This is a genomic window from Pedobacter sp. UBA5917, from assembly GCF_002432345.1.
Taxonomy (GTDB): Bacteria; Bacteroidota; Bacteroidia; order Sphingobacteriales; family Sphingobacteriaceae; genus Pedobacter.
Map to the genome: position 1 here is coordinate 1 of NZ_DJDT01000089.1, position 17917 is coordinate 17917.

The window sequence follows — 17917 nt, forward strand, 5'->3', positions numbered from 1 at the left end:
TAATGTCCTTAATTTCTTAATGGTCAAATGATGTAAGATGTAAAATGGATGATGGAATTAAATCACCAATAGCTCGTGCCTGATACAACCTTAATGTTCTTAATTTCTTAATGGTCAAACGATGTAAGATGTAAAATTGATGATGGAATAAATCACCAATCACCATAACTACCGCTTAAAAGTATACTTTTCCTTAACGTTAATTCATCCGCCCAGCGCTGCGCTCTCAATGCCTTTCTCTGTTCCTCTGTGGTTAACCCTCAACGCCCAACCGCCGTACGCTTTTACCCTTCCGTTCTCAATATTTTTAACGGTGGTTGGTTCAAAATACTCCTCGTGCTTAATACGCCCGTAATTACTACCAGTGATACGATAGAACCAAATAACAAGAGCGTTGGTAAAAATGGCGGAATAAATGCTGCATCGAAAATAAATTTAGCTAATGCCCAACTTCCACCGATAGCTAAAATTAATCCGGCAGCTGCTGCAAAAGCACCTAAAAAGAAATATTCAATCGCATTTATGGCTAGGATCTGTTTTCTGCTTGCACCCATGGTCCGCAATAAAATACTCTCCTTTATCCGTTGGTTTTTACTTGTTAATACCGATGAAATGAGTACAATCCATCCTGTAACCATACTAAAGCCAGCCATAAACTGGATAACGAAGCCGATTTTGCCCAACAGTTCATCCAATAGTTTTAGAACCAGATCTAAATCAATTACCGAAACATTCGGAAATTTTTGCACCACTTCGCCCTGAAAACGTGCAGAAACCTCTCCCGATGGTACCCTCGTCATCAATACATGGAACTGTGGTGCCTCTTCCAACACACCTGCCGGAAAAACCACCCTGAAATTGGTCTGCATGCGGCTCCAGTTTACTTCCCTTAAACTGCCCACAACAGTCGGGATCATCATGCCCTGCACATTAAAAAGGATTTTATCGTTTAACCCAACATTGATAGATTGGGCATAACGCTGATCTAAAGAAATATAAACCGTTTCATCCGGTTTTATTCTCCCAGTCCATTTACCTGAGGTAATTTTCTCAGCTGCGGTTAAGGTATCCTGATAAGTAGCCCTGATCTCGTTGCGGTAAGCCCTTCTGTTATTGGTATCGGCACTGGCTTTTTTCCCATTTATTTCTTCAATCCGCATGGTAATTACCGGAACCTGGTTCATCAAAGGGAGTTCAAATGCTTTAGTTAGGCTGTCTAATCCTTCCTTTTGTGTATTCTGGATATCGAACATCACCATGTTGGGCTGATTGGCACCTGATGAAAGAGTAACACGGCTCATTAATATGCCCTGTACAAAAAACAGCGTACAGATAAATGCGGTAGATAAACCGATGGAAACCGTAAGCATCAAGGTTTGGTTGTTCGGGCGGTAAAGATTGGCAAAACCCTGTCGCCATAAATAACCCGATGAGTTGGGCAGGAGTTTCCTTACGAGGAACATCAGTAATTTCGACAATACAAGCAACAGTACAAACGCGATAGCTATACTCATTGTAAAAGCGAGTGTTTGTATCCAGGTTTTCATCTGTAAATGGGTAAAACCCGTGATAAAAACAGCCATTAGCAGATAAACCAACCAGGTTAAGGGATCTCTTCTGCCTGCGGCTTTCTCAAATGAGGCCCTAATGGCATTTAACGGCGAAATTTTCCTGATCGATAGGAGTGAAGGGAGTGCGAAAAGAATGGAAATAATCAGCCCCAATAAAATTCCCTGACCAACCGCCAGCCACGAAACCTGCATGGTAATTTCGACCGGAAGAAAATCTTTGAGCACCAGGGGTAACAGGAACTGTATACCCGTGCCCAAAATGGCCCCGAGAACCGAAGCAATTAATCCGATAAAGAAAACCTGGATGAGGTAAATTAAAAAGGCATGTCTGGCTTTCAAACCCAAGCAGCGCAAAGTGGCAATGGCACTTAATTTTTCCTGAATGTATACATGGATGGCACTGCCCACACCAACGCAGCCCAATAGTAAGGCAATAAAGCCTGATAGGGCCAGAAAACGGTTTACATCTTTAAACGACCGGCCTGTTTGCTCTTTCCGTGATTCTACTGTATCGGCATCAAAACCTTCTTTTTCCAGTCTTGCATCCTGTTTTTTAACCCAGGCATCAATTCCTGAAGGATCATCGTACCTGAAATAGAATTTATTGTTAATCCGGCTTCCGGTTTTAATCAGGTTCGTTTTATCGAGCAATTGTAGGGGAATATATACCGTAGGCGCAATGCTCGATCCGATTCCCGTTTGTCCGGGGGCTTTTATTAAGGTGCCTAAAATTTTAAAATTAAGATCACCCACTTTAACCGAATCGCCAACTTTGGCGTTGTACTGTAACATTAAAGTTTGATCAACCAGCGCATTTCTTCCCGATTGGAAATTCTTTGCTGCGGCTAAAGGAATGGTTTCAATTATGCCATAATAAGGATAATTACCCTGCAGGGCTTTCATCTGTACCAAACGGCTGCCACCACCTTTTTGGAAATAGATCATCGAGGCAAATGTTTTCTCCTGCGAACGATCATCACCCAGAGTATCGAGCATTTTCTGCATTGCTTTGCTTACCCCTTTGCGGCTGTCTAAAACCAGATCGGCGCCGGTAAGTTCTTTCGCCTGCGCGTCGATATCCCTTTGCAGGTTATCTTTAAACGAATATACGGCCACGAGGGCTGCAATCCCCAAAACGATAGATGATATAAAAAGTAGTAAACGTGCCCGGTTTTTCCGGCTATCGCGCCAGGCCATTTTAAACAGCCACGAAAATTTAATGCTTTGCGTTGGAAGGCTATTAGGCATAAGTAGGGTTTTCGTCTGAAATAATTACGCCACCTTTAACTCTAATGGTTCTGGATGTACGCGCAGCAAGTTCGAGGTCGTGTGTTACGATGATCAGGGTGGTTCCGGCATCTTTGTTTAAATCGAAAAGCAGTTTGATTACTTTTTCACTTGTTTCGGCATCAAGGTTCCCGGTTGGTTCGTCGGCAAAAAGAATAGCCGGTTGATTGGAGAATGCCCTTGCCAGCGAAACCCTCTGTTGCTCGCCGCCCGATAGCTGAATGGGATAATGATGCGAACGGTTGGCCAGGCCAACTTTATCCAATAGCTCTAAGGCATGGGCTTTGATGTTTTTTGCACCCCTTAACTCTAAAGGAACCATTACATTTTCGAGTGCAGTTAAGGTTGGTAACAGCTGGAAATTCTGAAAAATAAAACCCACATATTGGTTTCTCACGGCTGCACGCTCATCCTCGCTGAGTTTTTCCAGGGCGATTCCGTTCAGTTCTACCGTGCCGCTGCTTGCCCTATCCAAACCGGCACATAAACCGAGTAGTGTAGTTTTGCCGCTTCCGGATGGACCTGTAATGGCCACTGTTGATCCGGCGGCAATAGAAAAATTGATGTTATCCAGAACGGTGAGTTCCCGTCCGGCACTTTGGTAAATTTTGCTTACATTTCGGATGTTCAATATGCTTTCCAATAGCTGATTTTTTTAAGGTTGCGTATAGATTTTTTTGCCAAACATAACCGGCAGGTGCCTGTTAAGATAATGGTTTAACGATAATTAGATATAGATTTATTAGATATGTTACGAAAACGATTAATGGGGCTATTTGTTTTGAGCCTGATACTCTTAAGCTGTGGAAATCAACAAAGTAAAAGCAATAAGGATAAAACTTTAGATTCGGCTGACCAAAAGACATCGGTTACAACAGTTAAAAAGAAAAATATCCTGTTTTTTGGTACGAGTTTAACGGCAGGTTACGGACTTGATCCAACGGAGGCTTATCCGGCCCTGATCCAGAATAGGATCGATTCTTTAAAAATGCCCTACAATGTAATTAATGGTGGTTTAAGTGGCGAAACTTCGGCCGGGGGCAAAGGCAGGATTGATTGGTTGCTTAAACAGCCTGTTGATATTTTTGTGCTCGAACTGGGCGCCAATGATGGATTAAGGGGTTTGCCTGTTGCACAAACGATCAAAAATCTGCAGGATATCATTGATCGCGTAAAAGCTAAATACCCAAATGTAAAACTGATAATGGCAGGTATGCAGGTGCCACCGAATATGGGCGCTAAATATGCTTCAGACTTTAAAAACATATTTCCTGACCTGGCAAAAAAAAACCAGATGGCTTTGATTCCGTTTTTATTGGATAAAGTTGGCGGTGTACCAAAATTAAACCAGGCAGATGGTATACATCCTACAGCAGAAGGTGATAAGATTTTAGCGGAAAATGTTTGGGTGGTGTTGAAAGGGGAGTTGTAGTTTCTTTTTTACCACAGAGAACACAGAGTGAAAACACGGAGCACACAAAGCTGACTGAATGCAATGAATTAACTTAGCAGCAAGAGGTCGTCATTTCGAGCGGAGTGTAACGTAGTCGAGAACCACGTAAGTGCTCAGCGAAGCTAAATCTATCTCGAGATAGATCTCTCCGCTCCACTGCGTTTCGGTCGAGATGACGGAGTTTCTTGTGTAAATATTTAGTTGACCAATATTTCTTACTCCTGCCTAAAACTTTTAAGCGATCCATCGCGGTTAAACTGGATATCGAAACGCTCTCTTGTTCCATTAATACCGGCGGGGAACCAGCGCATATTTTCGTCCCATATAGAAATGTAAACTGAAGTGGTTGGTTTTGCACCCTCAATCTGGACCGCTTTTTCGTTATAGATTTTGAGAACTTTACGGGCATCTTCAAAATGCATTCCGCTTAAAGGGAATGTTCTGCGTTCGATATCCCTGGCCAATACCGGTTTTGGTGCCGACCATGCCCCATCCCGATATTCGTAAGCATCAACATATTTAGGGTTTACAGGGTGCTGTAACATCAGGTTTATGGAGCCATTATCATAAAAATGAACCGATTGGTATACCATAATTTCTTTGTTACGGTATTGGGGCAATCTTTTTAACTGTTCTTCGGCCAAAGCCAGATCAGGAATACTCAATAAACCTTTCTTCGCTTTTATCACCGGTTTTTCTGTATCAATGTTTTTAAGTCCGCCTTGCGGAAGCTTCATTTCTTTTAAAAACTGGTTTACCCTTTTCTGTATTTCTTTAGCCGTTTCGGGGCTTTTTTGTTGCTTTAACAGATCAATATCATGGAACATTTCTTTTGCTTTCAGCTCCATTTCAGGTGTATTAATGGTGTCGCCGTTTATCACAATTATTTTTTCCTGATGGCGCTGTACCGAAGTTATTGTACTGGTTTTTGCGGTTCCTGTATATTCGCCATTTGTACCAGAATGATTTTCTTTATTGTATTGTTTGACTAAAGAATCGTTGGGATGAAAGGTTTCATCTACACTTTGGGTAATCTGCTTACAGCTTAATGTGAACAGACTAAACAGTATAATCAAACTATAAAATTGTTTTAGGTTTTTCATCAGAATTCTCCTTCAACTTCATTTAAATCTTTCTCGAAAGCCGCCTGTTGCGGATCGTCTTTGAGGTAAAAAATAGAAACATATTCCTGTTTGGTAATGTCCAGATCAAGCAGGTTTACAATTTTTTTGATATTAATTCTGTGTTTCTGATTAAACTGATCTGCAAATTCGAGTTCAAAATTGATCATCGGTTGCTCGTTGATGTAGGTTCCGGTTTGACTGGCTTTGAGCAACCGGGCATTAGTCTTCGTCCCTTTAAATTTAACCATGAACAATTTGTCGGGTTTGCCAATAAACTTGCTAAGGATAAAAGTTCCGAAGGCACGATAAAGTAGCAGCGTAAAAGCACAGGTTAATAAAGGATGGCCAATCCCCATAAAGCGCCAGCCTGCACCCATACTTTCTAAACGATAGGAATAGATATAATAGCCAACAACAATAGCTGCAAAAGTTAGCCAGCCCAGGTTCGTAAGCAAAACAATTATTTTCCTCATGCCTACTTCTGTAGTGGCAAAAATAAAATAGGGGGCACTTTTTACCTCTTTATCTAACAAAATGCCAGTGGTTTTACCTACTTCGTAACGGCGTTCGTATGGTTTTGCATCGTTTACCATGGTTCTTTGCGTAACGGTACTACCCACCAGGTTTTTAAACTGTAGTTTAAGTTCGTAGGTATCGTAAGTTGCTCCCGGTTTCGAAACTTTTGTCGATTCCAGTATTTTGGCTTCACGCGGCTCTCCGGTGGTTTTAAGTTTTTCTATGTTCCGTTTGATCAAAAAGGGACGGACTACCCATTTCCGGTAATAACCAGTTAACAATACAGCCCAGAACAGGATCGATATGGCAAGCAAAGTAAGCGAATACCATGGATTGCTGTCAATCAGATTGGGTATGCTATCCTCCTTGGTATTGTAATACATTAAGATTGGAAACGGAATGGCGAAAAAGAACATATATATGCTCCAGAATATCGAAAGTCCTTTGCTGATGTTGTGGTTCATTACTGCTTATTTAATTTTAATATTTTGTATTGTTCGAAACTCTGGTCTATTTATTTGAAAAACCAAAATGTCTTCTTACAATCTTGGTAAGTTTTGGATAAGTTGCAATATTCAAGTCAACAATATTGCTTCCCGCTACAAAAGCAAAAGTCTGCAACAACTTTTCCCTAACTCATCGAAATCATTTGCTATTATAAATTTTTGCATATTTTTCATTTTAAAGAATCTGATCATTCATACTGTTCCATATTTAAACTACCCCACAATAAACACCCGGTAACGAGCTGGTTTTTTATGTTAATTACCGTTGTTTAGCCAATTCGGCTTCATGTATGGTTGCCATTTCTCCCTTTTTATTGTAAGCGTTAATACAAATGGCATCAAAACCATTTCGCTGCAGGTAGGGTATATCTACAATTTCACCGTTGATCAGCAGAATATCTCCTTCATCGTTCTGGAGCCTTTCGTATTCTTGTTTATAATCTACATTAGAATAAGTGTGTATAACAATTTTGAACACTTCGTTTCCATTAACATCAGCATAAAACCGGGTAGCCCTCCGCTGATTTAGTTGCTGCACTGTCCACTCGTTGTAAAACAGGTTGTCATACCCCTGAGTACAGCCGTCAAACAATAGTATTTCTTCACCGGTTATTACATCTACTGCGTAAATAAGCTCAGGTGCAAAACCGGTACTAACTATTAATCCATTAAAAGCTTTGCCGTATTCCTGATGGAAAAGTGTCAGATATTTTTCTTCCTGTCTTAACACCCATTTATATAATTCGCCATAGTATTTTATGCTGAACAGGCGTCCACCCGTTGACGACTGCAATTGCCCCCGCCATTCTACCTTATGCATTTTCTCAAAATATGCAGGGTGGTTGTAAACGGCATATGTCTCGTAAATATCGGGAGCTTGTTTATTGTTCATTTGCTCAATTGATAATGAATACTATAACATTAACTTTTAACGGCTGTTTTTCTAACTGCAATTTGTTTGCCTTACTTTTTTACATTCTGGGATCGTTTTTTATTAAAAGTTGATCATAAACTGATTGATTTTTGAGCCTAAAACCTTTAATGGATGGAGGAATTTGCTATCCATAAATCAATTTCCCTTAAAATTTCTGTTTCAAAATACTCCTGCCGCACCTGGCTTTTTCTGCTGGTACCAAATGGCTGGCTGATGGCGTAGCTTTTGCCATATTTATTCTGTTTATGCGATAATGCATAATGTAGCAGCCCGTCTTCGTCTACATGCAGGATATAAACCTCTTCGAAAGCCATAATTTTCCGGGTAAACAATCCGGGGATTTTCCGGTACACCTGTTCCGTATACTGATCAAAGATATAGGTGATGTTAAAATGGAATACAAAATCGTATATGGCGGTAATGGCACATACCACACCAATAGCCGTTACGCCCCATTGGGTATCGTGGTAAAGATGGAGCATAGGTGTTACCATAAATATACCTGCTGCAAGTAGCGCGAAGAACAAAATTTTGCCTTTATAATCGCGTTCGGGTTGAAAACTTAAACGGCCACCTTCTATTTTAAGGTTATATGTTGTCATCTTCTCTTGTTTTTTAGTTTTGCGGTAGCCCCATTATTACGCTGATTTCATCAGTAAGCCTTTGAAGCGGTTTTGCGGTAAATACCGTTTGCCCTAATAAAAGATGTTTGGTTTTATTACCTTTCCTCATCACCATGATGGCCTGTACACCCACAGTAATAAAGGTGCTTTTGGTTTTAGAGATCAGAAAATGGTCAAAATCATCAAAATGATAATGGGTAGGGGAGCTGAAATAAAAACGCTTGCGTGCTATCTCTCGGTTTTGGTTATCGAAAGTAAGTACAGCGGTAGTGCGGAGGATACCCAATATGGCCACGAAGGCAAAAAAAGCAATAAACAGTACATTGCCCTTGCTATTGCTGTATAATAAAATGGCAATGATGGCGGCAATACAGCCTATTGTGATGGTATAAAAGAACCCTTTTTGTACTTTTAGTTTATAGGTATTTCCTTCCTGTTCGAAATGTTTAAATGTTTCCATTGTTTTTCTATGATAGTTGAGGTTAGATGATGTTTATTTCATGATTAAAAATATGGAGCGGAATTATTCGTTTTCTGCCAAAATCCCTGCTTCAAGCTGGTCGATGATTCGCCGCAACATCGGCTCGAGTGTTTCGTTGGCCAGGCTTTTGTTTGTTAGCGGTATTAAATAATCATTTATTAAGGCCGATATATCATCCTGGTGATAACGCACGGTACCGAAGTTTCCATTGCGATCGAAATAAAGGTAATATGCCTCTTCATAACCCCAATCTGTTCTATAAAGTCCGAAGCATTTATAATTGCTGTTTAGGTAATTAATCTGTTCGCTGCTCAGGTAATTGCCTTCATCCAGTTCCGGACGGTCGTTAATCCAGCAGAACCTGATGTAATCTACCAATCCCATCGAGCGGCAACGGTACCATTGGTTGTGATGGGCCAAACTCTCGAGCAAAGATTTAGGATTATCAATACTTAAAGCAAACAGTTCATGGTTATATGGCGTTAATCCTCCAAAATGGTAATAAAGCGTTTCTAGATTTGCCGGAAGAGGGATTTTGAAATAATCCTTTAACTGCACAATTTCGTGTGGTGTTGCCGCTTCGAAAGAGATTTCTTTATACTTTCCAACTTTGCTGTTAAATAATTCAATCCGTTCTTTAATTTCCTGTATCATAGCATACGTTTTTAGTTTTCATCAAAATACTGTTCAAACCATTTATCGAAATTTTCTTTGTGTCTTTCCTGCGCGGTTTTAATCAGTTCGTTTGGCTCTTCAATCTGGCTGAGGTGGTAATCGCCTTCCAGCCATTTTAAATACTCGCCCAGGTCTTCACTTTCTTCGTAGCTGTTTTTATTCTTGTAAAAATAGGCCTGATCAAAATCAACCCAGATCTCGGCATCGTAAGTGAGCAGGTGCAGAAGATGTAAAATGTTTTCGGCAACAACATGAACCCCGCCTTCATCTCCAAAAACCACAACAGGCATCTGGTTTAAAGGCTGGTTACTTCCATCGTTCCATATCGTGTAAAAAGATCCTGTGCCATTGGCCTGTGCAAAAGGCAATAAACGGTTTAAAAATCCTTCGTCTTCGCTCCAGCTTTTTAAACCTGATTTATCATCGATTAAAACACCAAAACCATGGCTGTAATTTTCGAAGGCAGAAATGTTGTTCTGAAAATAAATCAGTTTTTCCAATTCAACTGGGATTTCGCTTAATCCTAAATTTTCTTTAAATGTGGTGATGTTGATCATAGGTAGATGAGTTAGAGAGTTATTGAATGAATGAATTATTGAATGAATGATTGAAGTAGTAATGAATGATTGAGGCTATGTTGTTAAAAAGGCATCTTTTTTACTTCTATTCCGTTATCCTTGGCATATACATCGGCAATGTCCCAAAGTTTGTTGTATTTCTGTACAAAGGCATCGTAACTTTTATTATCCATTTCGGTTATCGCTTTACTAATTTCGGATTCAGGTGCCCGTTCATCGATCATTTTGGCAATTTTGAGGTGATCGGTTTGATAACTTTTCAATACAAAGGCATACAAATCAAGCGCAGCATCAATCATCGGTTTTGTTTTTTTGGTAGGCCGCATATCCTTTATTTTGGTTATGTTCTGCTCTACCCTTGCAATCGAATTATTTTTCAGGTACTTTTCACAGGTGTTAAAATCAGGTGTGTTTACACCACCTTTGATGTATTTTAGGTAAGTTTTAAAATATTCGCCACCAAAACGTGATATAGAATTAGTATTTAAAGCCACCCGGTCAAAATACTCTTCAGGCGTATTCAACGAAAATTCGCATGCAGTGGTGGTTAAAACCACCACCATTAGCATGACATTTTTAAAGTTGAGGCGCATAAACATCTTAATATTTATCTACAGAAGAATATTTTTCTTCGAACATTTTACCAATAAGGGGAACAGGTTTTAAAGCGCCATTTGCTGCATTGATAATCCCCATAATCCATAACACGATAAATACGTAACCGATAAGACCTAAGAAAGATAAGCTAGGTACTGCAAATGCAATGATATTTAAGGCTACACCAAATATGATGTTTACAATGGCCAGGCCTAACGATTGCCTTAAATGGTATTTAAGCAGTGCATCGGCTTTGTCTTTCCCAATAAGATAAGCGATCAACCAACCAATAATGGTGATGTAAGAAATGATTGCAAGAGATTTGTTGTTCATGATGAATGTTTTTAGGTGAAAAATTGTTTGATCCAAAGTTGGGGCTAATTGGTAGGGTTTTAAAGGATTTGATAGCTACAGAGCATCTACAGCTTTTAAAAAAAACGTCTACAATATATCTACAGATTTGTTTAACTTTTTGATTTTTAGTTGTTTGTGTGTTTGTTTAATTTTAGTTTTTAGTCTACAACTTTGCCCAGGCTCCAATCTTTATGTTAATTTTACGATATGAATCATCCTATCTTTAAAAACTTATTACCCTTAATTGTAATTGCCATAGTTGGCTTTAGTGCAGATGCGCAAACCCTATTGGATAGTACTGCAATTGATAAACTAAGTGAAAAAGATAAACCGGCACTGCTTACCCAACTGGCAGACCGGAGCAGGATAAATGGCGATTATAAAGCGGCCATTGCTAAAGCCAGGGAGAGTGTGGCTTTGGCATTAAAAACCAAGAACGTTGATGAAGCCGTAAAAGCCTATACCATGCAGGCAAGTGTATACGGTACTACCAAGCAATTTATATTATCAAAAAATGTAAGCGATACTGCTTTATCGCTCGCCCAGCAATCGCGGCGGCCCGTTGCCCAGGCTTATGCCTATTATGCGCAGGCATTATTTTATAGTGCGGTTGATAATGTTGAAGAAGTAACCAAATACTGCCAACTGGTACTGAAAACGTTGGGGAAAAAAGAAGATCATTACCTCACTGCTAAAGTGTACTACCAGTTATATATGCTCAGCTCGCGCCGTGATGATGTTAAAAATGTAAACAAATATGCCCGGGCAGCTACAGAAAATGCCTTAAAAACGACCGATTATAATTTATTGGGCAATTCGTACATTGCTTTATCGGTTGCTGCCACCTACAATTATGCCGCCACCAAAAACGAATTGATGCGCGATAGCATTATCTATTATTTAAACAAAACACAAAGTCTGTACCGGCAGTATCCAAAATATGTTGCACGGAAAACCTATGCAATGTCCTGTATCAATAGTGCCGATTATTACCTGCGTTTTTTCCCTGATACCGACCAGCAGGCAAAAGCCAATGCCATCCGTTATGCCGGTATGGCTAACGAGGTAATGAGGGGAGTAATAAATGGAGAAGAAATAAGGGCGAGCAGTTTGGGCATTTTAAGCGAATATGCAAAAAGGGATCAAAACTTTATCATGGCAGAAGGTTATTTGCAGGAGGCTTACGCCGTAATGAAAAGTCAGGAAGTACCTTATTATTACACCATGATCAATGTGGTAACTGCCCTGTCGAATTTCTATGAGGAACGGGGAAATTATGAAAAGGCTTTGGAGTTCCAAAAGAAAGCTACAGAATACAGTAATAAACTTTTTGACGAAAAACGTAGTCTGAATGCCCAGAAGCTGGAAGTACAGTACGAGGCCGAAAAAAAAAACAATGAAGTAAAGCTGTTAAAACAGCGCGAAAAATATGCCCGACAGCAAAAGTACCTTTATATTGGCATTGCCATTGCCTCTTTATTGGGATTGATATTTATGTTCCGTTCCTATCATTTCAGGTTGAGGTATTCGCTACAGCGCGAAAAACAGTTGAACCTGGAGAAACAGGATGCAGCACTGCAGATGAAACTCGAAAAAGAAGAGAAGGCAAGGTTAAAAGCAGAGCAGCAGCTGTTGGAAAGCCAGCAGCAGCAGTTGCAGAAAGAAGTAATGGCCAACCAACTGCAACTGGAGCATAAAAAGGAAATGCTTTTCCATATCAAAGAAAAGCTTGGTGATGCGCCACAGCTTAATATCAATAAAATATGGAACGAGGAATTACTTTTGGATAATGATTTTGAAGATGCAAAATTCCAGATCCAGGAGGTTCATCCTGAGTTTTTTTCTTTGCTCAATCAACGGGCACAACAGAAATTAACAGCACTCGATCTAAAATTATGCGCTTACCTGCATTTAAAAATGGATACCAAAAAAATTGCCCAGCTGATGCATGTAGAAGCCAAAAGTGTGCGCATGAGCCGTTATCGCATTAAACAGAAACTGGGGCTCGGCAAGGAAGACGATCTGAACCTGTTTTTACAGCATATTGGGTAGGTTTTAGTAATAGGTCTGTAAAACTCAGGTGATCTCAGGTGTCTAAGGTGGTGATAAAAAATAAACATTACACCATTTAATTTACCACCTAAGCCACCTGAGAACATCTAAGCTTAGATGCTCCTTTTTATTGAATGCTGTTAATAATAGCAAAACATTAAAGCGCTTAATTCAAATGATTAACCAAATCGAATTGTTTTTTTGCTTCGGCAAGTAATTGCTCTTTTTTATTAACAGTTTTATGCATTTCCAGTTTATCCCTAGATAATTGCAGCTGTTTGTGTGTTGCGGCATCGCGTACTTTTTCAGCATTTGCCTTATTTAAGCTTATCTGTTGCTGGGCAATATTTAAACGTTCAGAAAGTTCCAGTTCTTTAACCGCGGTATAATAATTGGCCGCTGCAGCTTTGAGCTCGTTGCCATGTTTAATATCATCTGTTTGCAATGCGTTTATCTCAACGATGATTTTATCGAATGCCTGTTCTTCTTCTTCCAATGCTTTTAAGGCGCCATTAAAATCACCATCAATGAGGCATTTCAGTTTCCGCTCGCTTGGTCCATTTTTACCTACCATAACATTGAATGCGGTGCGGTCCTTTTGTTCGAGGGTCGTTTTTAAATCGGTTGCTTTTTTCGACTGGCAGGAGGAAAGTACTAAAATCAGCAACACCAAAAAGATGTTTCTTTTTTTCATAACGGTTTCTTTTATTGAAGGAACTATTCAGTTACCAAAACACCGGGTAAATAATTATTCTGTCCTGTTTGTACTGAAATCAGGACTTTACTTTCTGTTCAGGTCTGTTATGAGCAACGGATTATCTTTTTTAAGGTTTTCTATCAGTTCGTGCACAGCACCAACAGTTGGACTCTTTTTCAGCTGTTCTACTTCTGTATCGGTAATACCCACTAACTGAAGAAAGCTTAATTCGCCATGGGGTGTTTCTATTTTTCCAAGTTCTGGATCCAGTGCAAAAATAAAACCGGTTATTTGCGTGTCGGTATTTAATCTTATAGGCCCGTTGGCCGGTATAAAATGATTCTCTTCGAACCACTTCCCGCTCGAGAAAACATATCGTGCCAGGTTATTCATTACATTTATTGCCCAAATAGGATCGTTTTCGTCATCTTTAAACGGCGTAAGCCTGAATGTAAATTCGAAACCCCATTTGCTAAATTCGCCGCCGGCTTTTTCTTCGTTATAATAAAGCTCACTCATGCCATAACTGATAATATGCCGGTGAAAAGTTTGATGCTTGCTATCATAAATACTGGCACCATCTATCGGGTCGGTTCCGCCTGCCACATAATGGATTCCGCATAGTGGTGGATAGTGGCGCGCTTCAGTATCACCATATATTTTTTCCAACTGATTGTTTATCGCCTGCCATCCAGGTGTGTCGTCTGTTGTAAACTGCTGTCTGTAGATTTCCGGGGTCATCATTTTTATTTAGTTTTCAGGGGTTGTAATTGCACTTCAAAGATGTTGCCATTTTATTTGCCGATTTTACATTTTCGTCATCACATAAGTTTGCGATTCTTCGGAGGTTACGTTGTTCTGTGTTACGGTTTCACTTTGTGTTAGTGATAATTGTGTATCAGAATTGAAACTGTACCTGAAAAAAACAGCTTCATTGCCATCGCTGCGGAGTACAATCTCGTTGGCTTCTACCGTATAACTGTAACTCTGACTAGGATCTTTCCCTTCGGTTAAGCTCAATCTGTTGCCCGAAAATTCGAAAATCACTGTGCCGTCGGGTTTTTCTTCACTTTCGACCACTTTACCATTTTTTAAAGTCGTTCTCTTAAGATTAGTAACCAGCCATTTGCCCTGCAGTTTCTGATTGCCCAACTCATTTTCGTTTAACTTTTCTTTTTTACATCCGGTAATGGCCAAAAGCCCTACCAGAACCGTTAAAATATATCTTTTCATGTTTTTTGGATTTCAGTAGTCTTTATTTATTTTTTGATGTAGACGGTTTCGAATGTGCTCTTCATTTTTACATTGTTAGTGGTGTAAAAACTCTCCTCCGTATGCGAATGCTGGGTGTCTGAATAGAATTTTAACTGGTAGTACACTCCATTATTACCTTCCCTTAGCCTTATTTCGCTCCCGATAATTGCATAAGCATAGGTGTTTCTGAGTGCCCCGCCGCGATAATACAAAATGTTTTTATCCTTGTATTCTATCGTGCGGCTATTGGCCGGATAGGAGGATGTTTCTTCGGATACAAGTTTATTGCTGTCTTTTTCGTAAACCCGCTCTGTTGATCGGGTTGCCTCCCATTTACCCTGAAGCCTGGCTACCGTAGTATCCCCATTATCGGTTACCTCATCCTTTTTACAGCCCGCAAAGCTGAAGCATATCAATAAAATGGCCATTGTGGTTAATTTAGTTTTCATGATCGTTTTGGATTAAAGTTTATTGTTTTCTTTTGGCAAAAAAATTAAAGCTGTTATCGGTTGCTTTGAAACCGGGTATGGCTCCAGTGGTAAATTCTGCCCTAACCGGTGTATCCTCAAATCCCTGATCGGGTTGATTTTGGGATAACTGTGTTTCTGTTCTGGCTTTATTGATCGATACCAGGTAGGTACTCCCTTCTATTTTATCCACCCGGAGCCATGTTCACAGCATTTTTGTTGTACCGTGGTCTGATGGCTTATTTTCAATGAAATAACCGTAGTAAAGATCTCCCTGCCGTGGCGTTACAGTTAATTTTGCTTCCTGTTTTTGTTCGTTTTTTCGGTCCGAAATACTTTTTACCGCTAAAAAGCCTGCGCTTAATAAAGCAACCAGGGCAAAAGCCATAAAAACTTTACCGAATGTGGTATAACGTAAATTTTTTGGTGCCCTGGTTACCGTGTTTTCGCGCATTTGGGCATGGATTTTCATTTCATCCGTCCACTGCCGTTTTGGAATCCCAAGGTTGCTTTCCCCCGTCGTAATAAACACTTTTTACTTTATTAAATACAGTATAGCCAAAACCTGTTGACTGGTGTAACTGATAAACCACCAATACGATGTAATCAGCAGAGTATAGCCCAGGGTTGGAAAAGTTGCTTAACTTTTCTTCAAAAATAGGTTGCTCTATTTTACGGTAGTAAATGATCATAACATGTTTTTGCTGGTACTTAACGGTGCCTTTTGTGGCGAAAATATGGTGGTTCCATCTATAGCAAGCGTTTTTACATAAAAACTAAGCTGTGGCGAGGTACCGCTGCTGGTACTGTAAAAACTTTCGGATGAAGCTGCAACCTGGGCATCGGTAAAAGTGATTTTACGTGGCTTTTTTATATTCTCTACCGTTATCATCGTAATTTCGCCCGATGTATTTTTAAGCCCTCCGGCCATCCATTTCAATAAAAATGCATCAGGCTCCTGGCCGAGTTCCATCGTAATACTACAACTGCCGTTATTTACCAGTTTGCCTTCATCGGGCGAATAAAAAGGACTGTTTAACGAGTAACTGGCACCATAAAGCTTATAACTATGGCTTGTATTGGTACTTTTGTCCGTTAATTTTAATTCTATTTCTGCCTGTGCCTCATTCTGCGCAACAGCACTAAATGTGCATAACAATAATAATAAGGTTATTGCCCGGCCATACCATTTTGTTTTCATAGGAGATGTTTTTTGATGTTAGGAAGCAAAATTGAATTTCCCCTCGAATATTTTTCCGATCAGCGGAACGGGCTTTTCCAGTTCGTTATTGGCTGCTATAATGCCAAGCAATAGCAATACAAATGGAATTAATAAAATGAGATAAAAAACAGCCCCTAATGACGGGATAATGGCCAGGATTATACCACTTACAACACTCAATAGGATTGAGGTGATGATCAATCCGAGCGATTGCCCAAGATGGTAATTTACAAGCTTACTTTTTTCTGCTGATTTTTTAAACTCCAGGTAAGAAATGATCCAACCGATTAGTGTAATGTAGGCCACAATGGCCATTGTTTTCTGTTTCATAGGATTAAATTTTTATTGATGAATTGATAAACCAAAATTACTGTGACTTAAACCCTTAGCCAAGAAAACAGAGACTACACAGCAACTACCTTTGCCGGAAATAGCGACTACAAGGAGTCTACAGGATGTGTTTAAATGGTTATATCTCAGTTATTTGTCGTAAATCTGTGTTTATAAACAATATTTCTTTTTTCTATTTTTGGTTATGCAGCTACCACTGAAAACACTATTGATTACCATCTTCTGTATCTTTATGATGCTTAGGGCTGCAGAGGCCCAAAAGATATATCTCGATTCGCTGGGCAATTTGCTTGATCAAAGCAACCTTACTAAAGAAGAGCGGATAAAAATCCTGTGCAAAATGGCGAGGGCCAACTTCGAAAAAAACCTTTCACTCTCGTTTAAACAAACAGATGAAGCACTAAAACTTAGTGCAGGGTTAAAAGATGGAAAAAGTAAAGCCATTATATTTGCAACCCTGATCCACCTGGATGTCTGGAAAAAGGACCTGAAACATGCTTACCAAAGCCGCGATAGTGCCCTGTATTATGCCAATAAAACGAAAGATAGGGTAGCTTTAGGCTTCGTATGGTTCCGTAACGGTTGGCTGGATCTGATTAACGATGAAAACGATAAAGCTACAACCAAGCTTCTTAAGGCACTCGATTATTTTAAAGATCAAAATGCTTATGAATACGAAAGCATGGTCTACCACTATCTGGCCAGTTTTTATGGTTATGGCAACAACCCTGCTAAACAGGAAAAGTATGCTGCCTTATGTTATCAAACCGCTATAAAAAGTAAACAGGTAGATGTTTTAAATAATGCTTATTTTACCGTTGGACAAACTTATTTCGACCGTTTTAAACTTGATACTACCAAAAGAAATTTATTGGACTCAGCGTTATCGACGTATAAAAAAGCGCTTCTGCTGTCGAAAAAACAAGAAGGGCGCCTACTGATATTCAGTAATACCGCTGCGGTAACCCTTAATACGGCCAATACCTATTTTCAATACTTTCCGGCCAGTTATCGGGATAGTGCCGAAAAATACACGGATATCGCCATCGAAATTGCTACAAAAACCAATCTGCAGGAGGTTCTGCTAAACTGTTATGGGCTGAAAAGCGAATATGCCCTACGGGATGGCAATTACCAGGAGGCAGAGGAAATATTATTGGCAGGGTTGGGCAAAA

The 17917-nt window shown here is 39.8% G+C and carries 22 protein-coding genes and 1 pseudogene; 3 read left to right on the forward strand and 20 right to left on the reverse strand.

The window, feature by feature from the left end:
• Positions 1-284: 284 nt before the first annotated feature.
• Together B2V92_RS05430 and B2V92_RS05435 are read right to left on the reverse strand one after the other, a co-directional pair.
• Positions 285-2819: an ABC transporter permease gene (locus B2V92_RS05430; protein WP_293305453.1), complete on the reverse strand. Its 2535-nt coding sequence runs from the start codon at positions 2817-2819 to the stop codon at positions 285-287.
• Complete coding sequence (locus B2V92_RS05435) at positions 2812-3501, reverse strand: ABC transporter ATP-binding protein (protein ID WP_293305456.1); 690 nt, start codon at positions 3499-3501, stop codon at positions 2812-2814. Before B2V92_RS05435 ends, B2V92_RS05430 begins: the two co-directional genes overlap by 8 nt.
• A 105-nt stretch (positions 3502-3606) precedes the next feature.
• On the opposite strand from B2V92_RS05435, the gene B2V92_RS05440 reads away from it, so the two are divergent.
• Complete coding sequence (locus tag B2V92_RS05440; RefSeq protein WP_293305458.1) at positions 3607-4290, forward strand: arylesterase; 684 nt, start codon at positions 3607-3609, stop codon at positions 4288-4290.
• 236 nt (positions 4291-4526) lie between these two features.
• Here the strand turns inward: B2V92_RS05440 and B2V92_RS05445 are convergent, their stop codons facing one another.
• The 9 genes from B2V92_RS05445 to B2V92_RS05485 all read right to left on the reverse strand — a co-directional run bounded on the left by B2V92_RS05445 (position 4527) and on the right by B2V92_RS05485 (position 10678).
• Positions 4527-5414 carry a hypothetical protein gene (locus B2V92_RS05445; protein WP_293305461.1) on the reverse strand — a complete coding sequence of 296 codons (888 nt, stop codon included), beginning with the start codon at positions 5412-5414 and terminating at the stop codon, positions 4527-4529.
• On the reverse strand, positions 5414-6415 hold the full coding sequence (locus tag B2V92_RS05450; RefSeq protein WP_293305464.1) for a hypothetical protein: 1002 nt from the start codon (positions 6413-6415) through the stop codon (positions 5414-5416). The genes B2V92_RS05445 and B2V92_RS05450 overlap by 1 nt, the downstream gene beginning before the upstream one ends.
• A 301-nt stretch (positions 6416-6716) precedes the next feature.
• Positions 6717-7349: a hypothetical protein gene (locus tag B2V92_RS05455; protein ID WP_293305467.1), complete on the reverse strand. Its 633-nt coding sequence runs from the start codon at positions 7347-7349 to the stop codon at positions 6717-6719.
• A 146-nt stretch (positions 7350-7495) separates the two neighbouring features.
• Positions 7496-7993, reverse strand: a complete 498-nt coding sequence (locus tag B2V92_RS05460; RefSeq protein ID WP_293305469.1) for a hypothetical protein — start codon at positions 7991-7993, stop codon at positions 7496-7498.
• Positions 7994-8006: 13 nt separating this feature from the next.
• Positions 8007-8474: a hypothetical protein gene (locus B2V92_RS05465; RefSeq protein WP_293305471.1), complete on the reverse strand. Its 468-nt coding sequence runs from the start codon at positions 8472-8474 to the stop codon at positions 8007-8009.
• A gap of 63 nt (positions 8475-8537) precedes the next feature.
• Positions 8538-9149 (reverse strand): hypothetical protein, encoded by a 612-nt coding sequence (locus tag B2V92_RS05470; RefSeq protein ID WP_293305474.1) that lies wholly within the window; start codon positions 9147-9149, stop codon positions 8538-8540.
• Between the two features lie 11 nt (positions 9150-9160).
• Positions 9161-9727, reverse strand: a complete 567-nt coding sequence (locus B2V92_RS05475; protein WP_293305477.1) for a hypothetical protein — start codon at positions 9725-9727, stop codon at positions 9161-9163.
• 83 nt (positions 9728-9810) lie between these two features.
• Complete coding sequence (locus tag B2V92_RS05480) at positions 9811-10341, reverse strand: hypothetical protein (protein WP_293305480.1); 531 nt, start codon at positions 10339-10341, stop codon at positions 9811-9813.
• 7 nt (positions 10342-10348) lie between these two features.
• On the reverse strand, positions 10349-10678 hold the full coding sequence (locus tag B2V92_RS05485; protein ID WP_293305482.1) for a DUF4870 domain-containing protein: 330 nt from the start codon (positions 10676-10678) through the stop codon (positions 10349-10351).
• A 228-nt stretch (positions 10679-10906) separates the two neighbouring features.
• On the opposite strand from B2V92_RS05485, the gene B2V92_RS05490 reads away from it, so the two are divergent.
• Positions 10907-12751, forward strand: coding sequence for a helix-turn-helix transcriptional regulator (locus B2V92_RS05490; RefSeq protein ID WP_293305485.1), 1845 nt, complete (start codon positions 10907-10909; stop codon positions 12749-12751).
• Between the two features lie 166 nt (positions 12752-12917).
• Here B2V92_RS05490 and B2V92_RS05495 read toward each other — a convergent pair whose 3' ends face one another.
• The 9 genes from B2V92_RS05495 to B2V92_RS05535 form a co-directional block, all read right to left on the reverse strand.
• Positions 12918-13445, reverse strand: a complete 528-nt coding sequence (locus B2V92_RS05495; protein ID WP_293305487.1) for a hypothetical protein — start codon at positions 13443-13445, stop codon at positions 12918-12920.
• A gap of 87 nt (positions 13446-13532) precedes the next feature.
• A complete protein-coding gene (locus B2V92_RS05500) occupies positions 13533-14192 on the reverse strand; it encodes a suppressor of fused domain protein (protein WP_293305490.1) in 660 nt (219 codons plus the stop codon).
• A gap of 63 nt (positions 14193-14255) precedes the next feature.
• Positions 14256-14681 (reverse strand): hypothetical protein, encoded by a 426-nt coding sequence (locus B2V92_RS05505; protein ID WP_293305492.1) that lies wholly within the window; start codon positions 14679-14681, stop codon positions 14256-14258.
• Between the two features lie 26 nt (positions 14682-14707).
• The gene (locus B2V92_RS05510; protein WP_293305495.1) at positions 14708-15151 is read right to left on the reverse strand and encodes a hypothetical protein; all 444 of its coding nucleotides are present in this window, start codon (positions 15149-15151) and stop codon (positions 14708-14710) included.
• Positions 15152-15170: 19 nt separating this feature from the next.
• Entirely contained in the window at positions 15171-15362 is a 192-nt protein-coding gene (locus B2V92_RS05515; protein ID WP_293305498.1) for a hypothetical protein, read from the reverse strand.
• Positions 15363-15374: 12 nt separating this feature from the next.
• A complete protein-coding gene (locus B2V92_RS05520) occupies positions 15375-15623 on the reverse strand; it encodes a hypothetical protein (RefSeq protein ID WP_293305500.1) in 249 nt (82 codons plus the stop codon).
• A gap of 19 nt (positions 15624-15642) precedes the next feature.
• The gene (locus B2V92_RS05525) at positions 15643-15861 is read right to left on the reverse strand and encodes a hypothetical protein (RefSeq protein ID WP_293305503.1); all 219 of its coding nucleotides are present in this window, start codon (positions 15859-15861) and stop codon (positions 15643-15645) included.
• The gene (gene tssD, locus B2V92_RS05530) at positions 15858-16370 is read right to left on the reverse strand and encodes a type VI secretion system tube protein TssD (RefSeq protein WP_293305505.1); all 513 of its coding nucleotides are present in this window, start codon (positions 16368-16370) and stop codon (positions 15858-15860) included. The genes B2V92_RS05525 and tssD overlap by 4 nt, the downstream gene beginning before the upstream one ends.
• Positions 16371-16388: 18 nt before the next feature.
• Positions 16389-16721, reverse strand: a complete 333-nt coding sequence (locus tag B2V92_RS05535; RefSeq protein ID WP_293305507.1) for a DUF4870 domain-containing protein — start codon at positions 16719-16721, stop codon at positions 16389-16391.
• 205 nt (positions 16722-16926) lie between these two features.
• Between B2V92_RS05535 and B2V92_RS05540 the strand changes: the two are divergent.
• A pseudogene (locus tag B2V92_RS05540) lies at positions 16927-17917 on the forward strand (LuxR family transcriptional regulator); the annotation flags it as partial.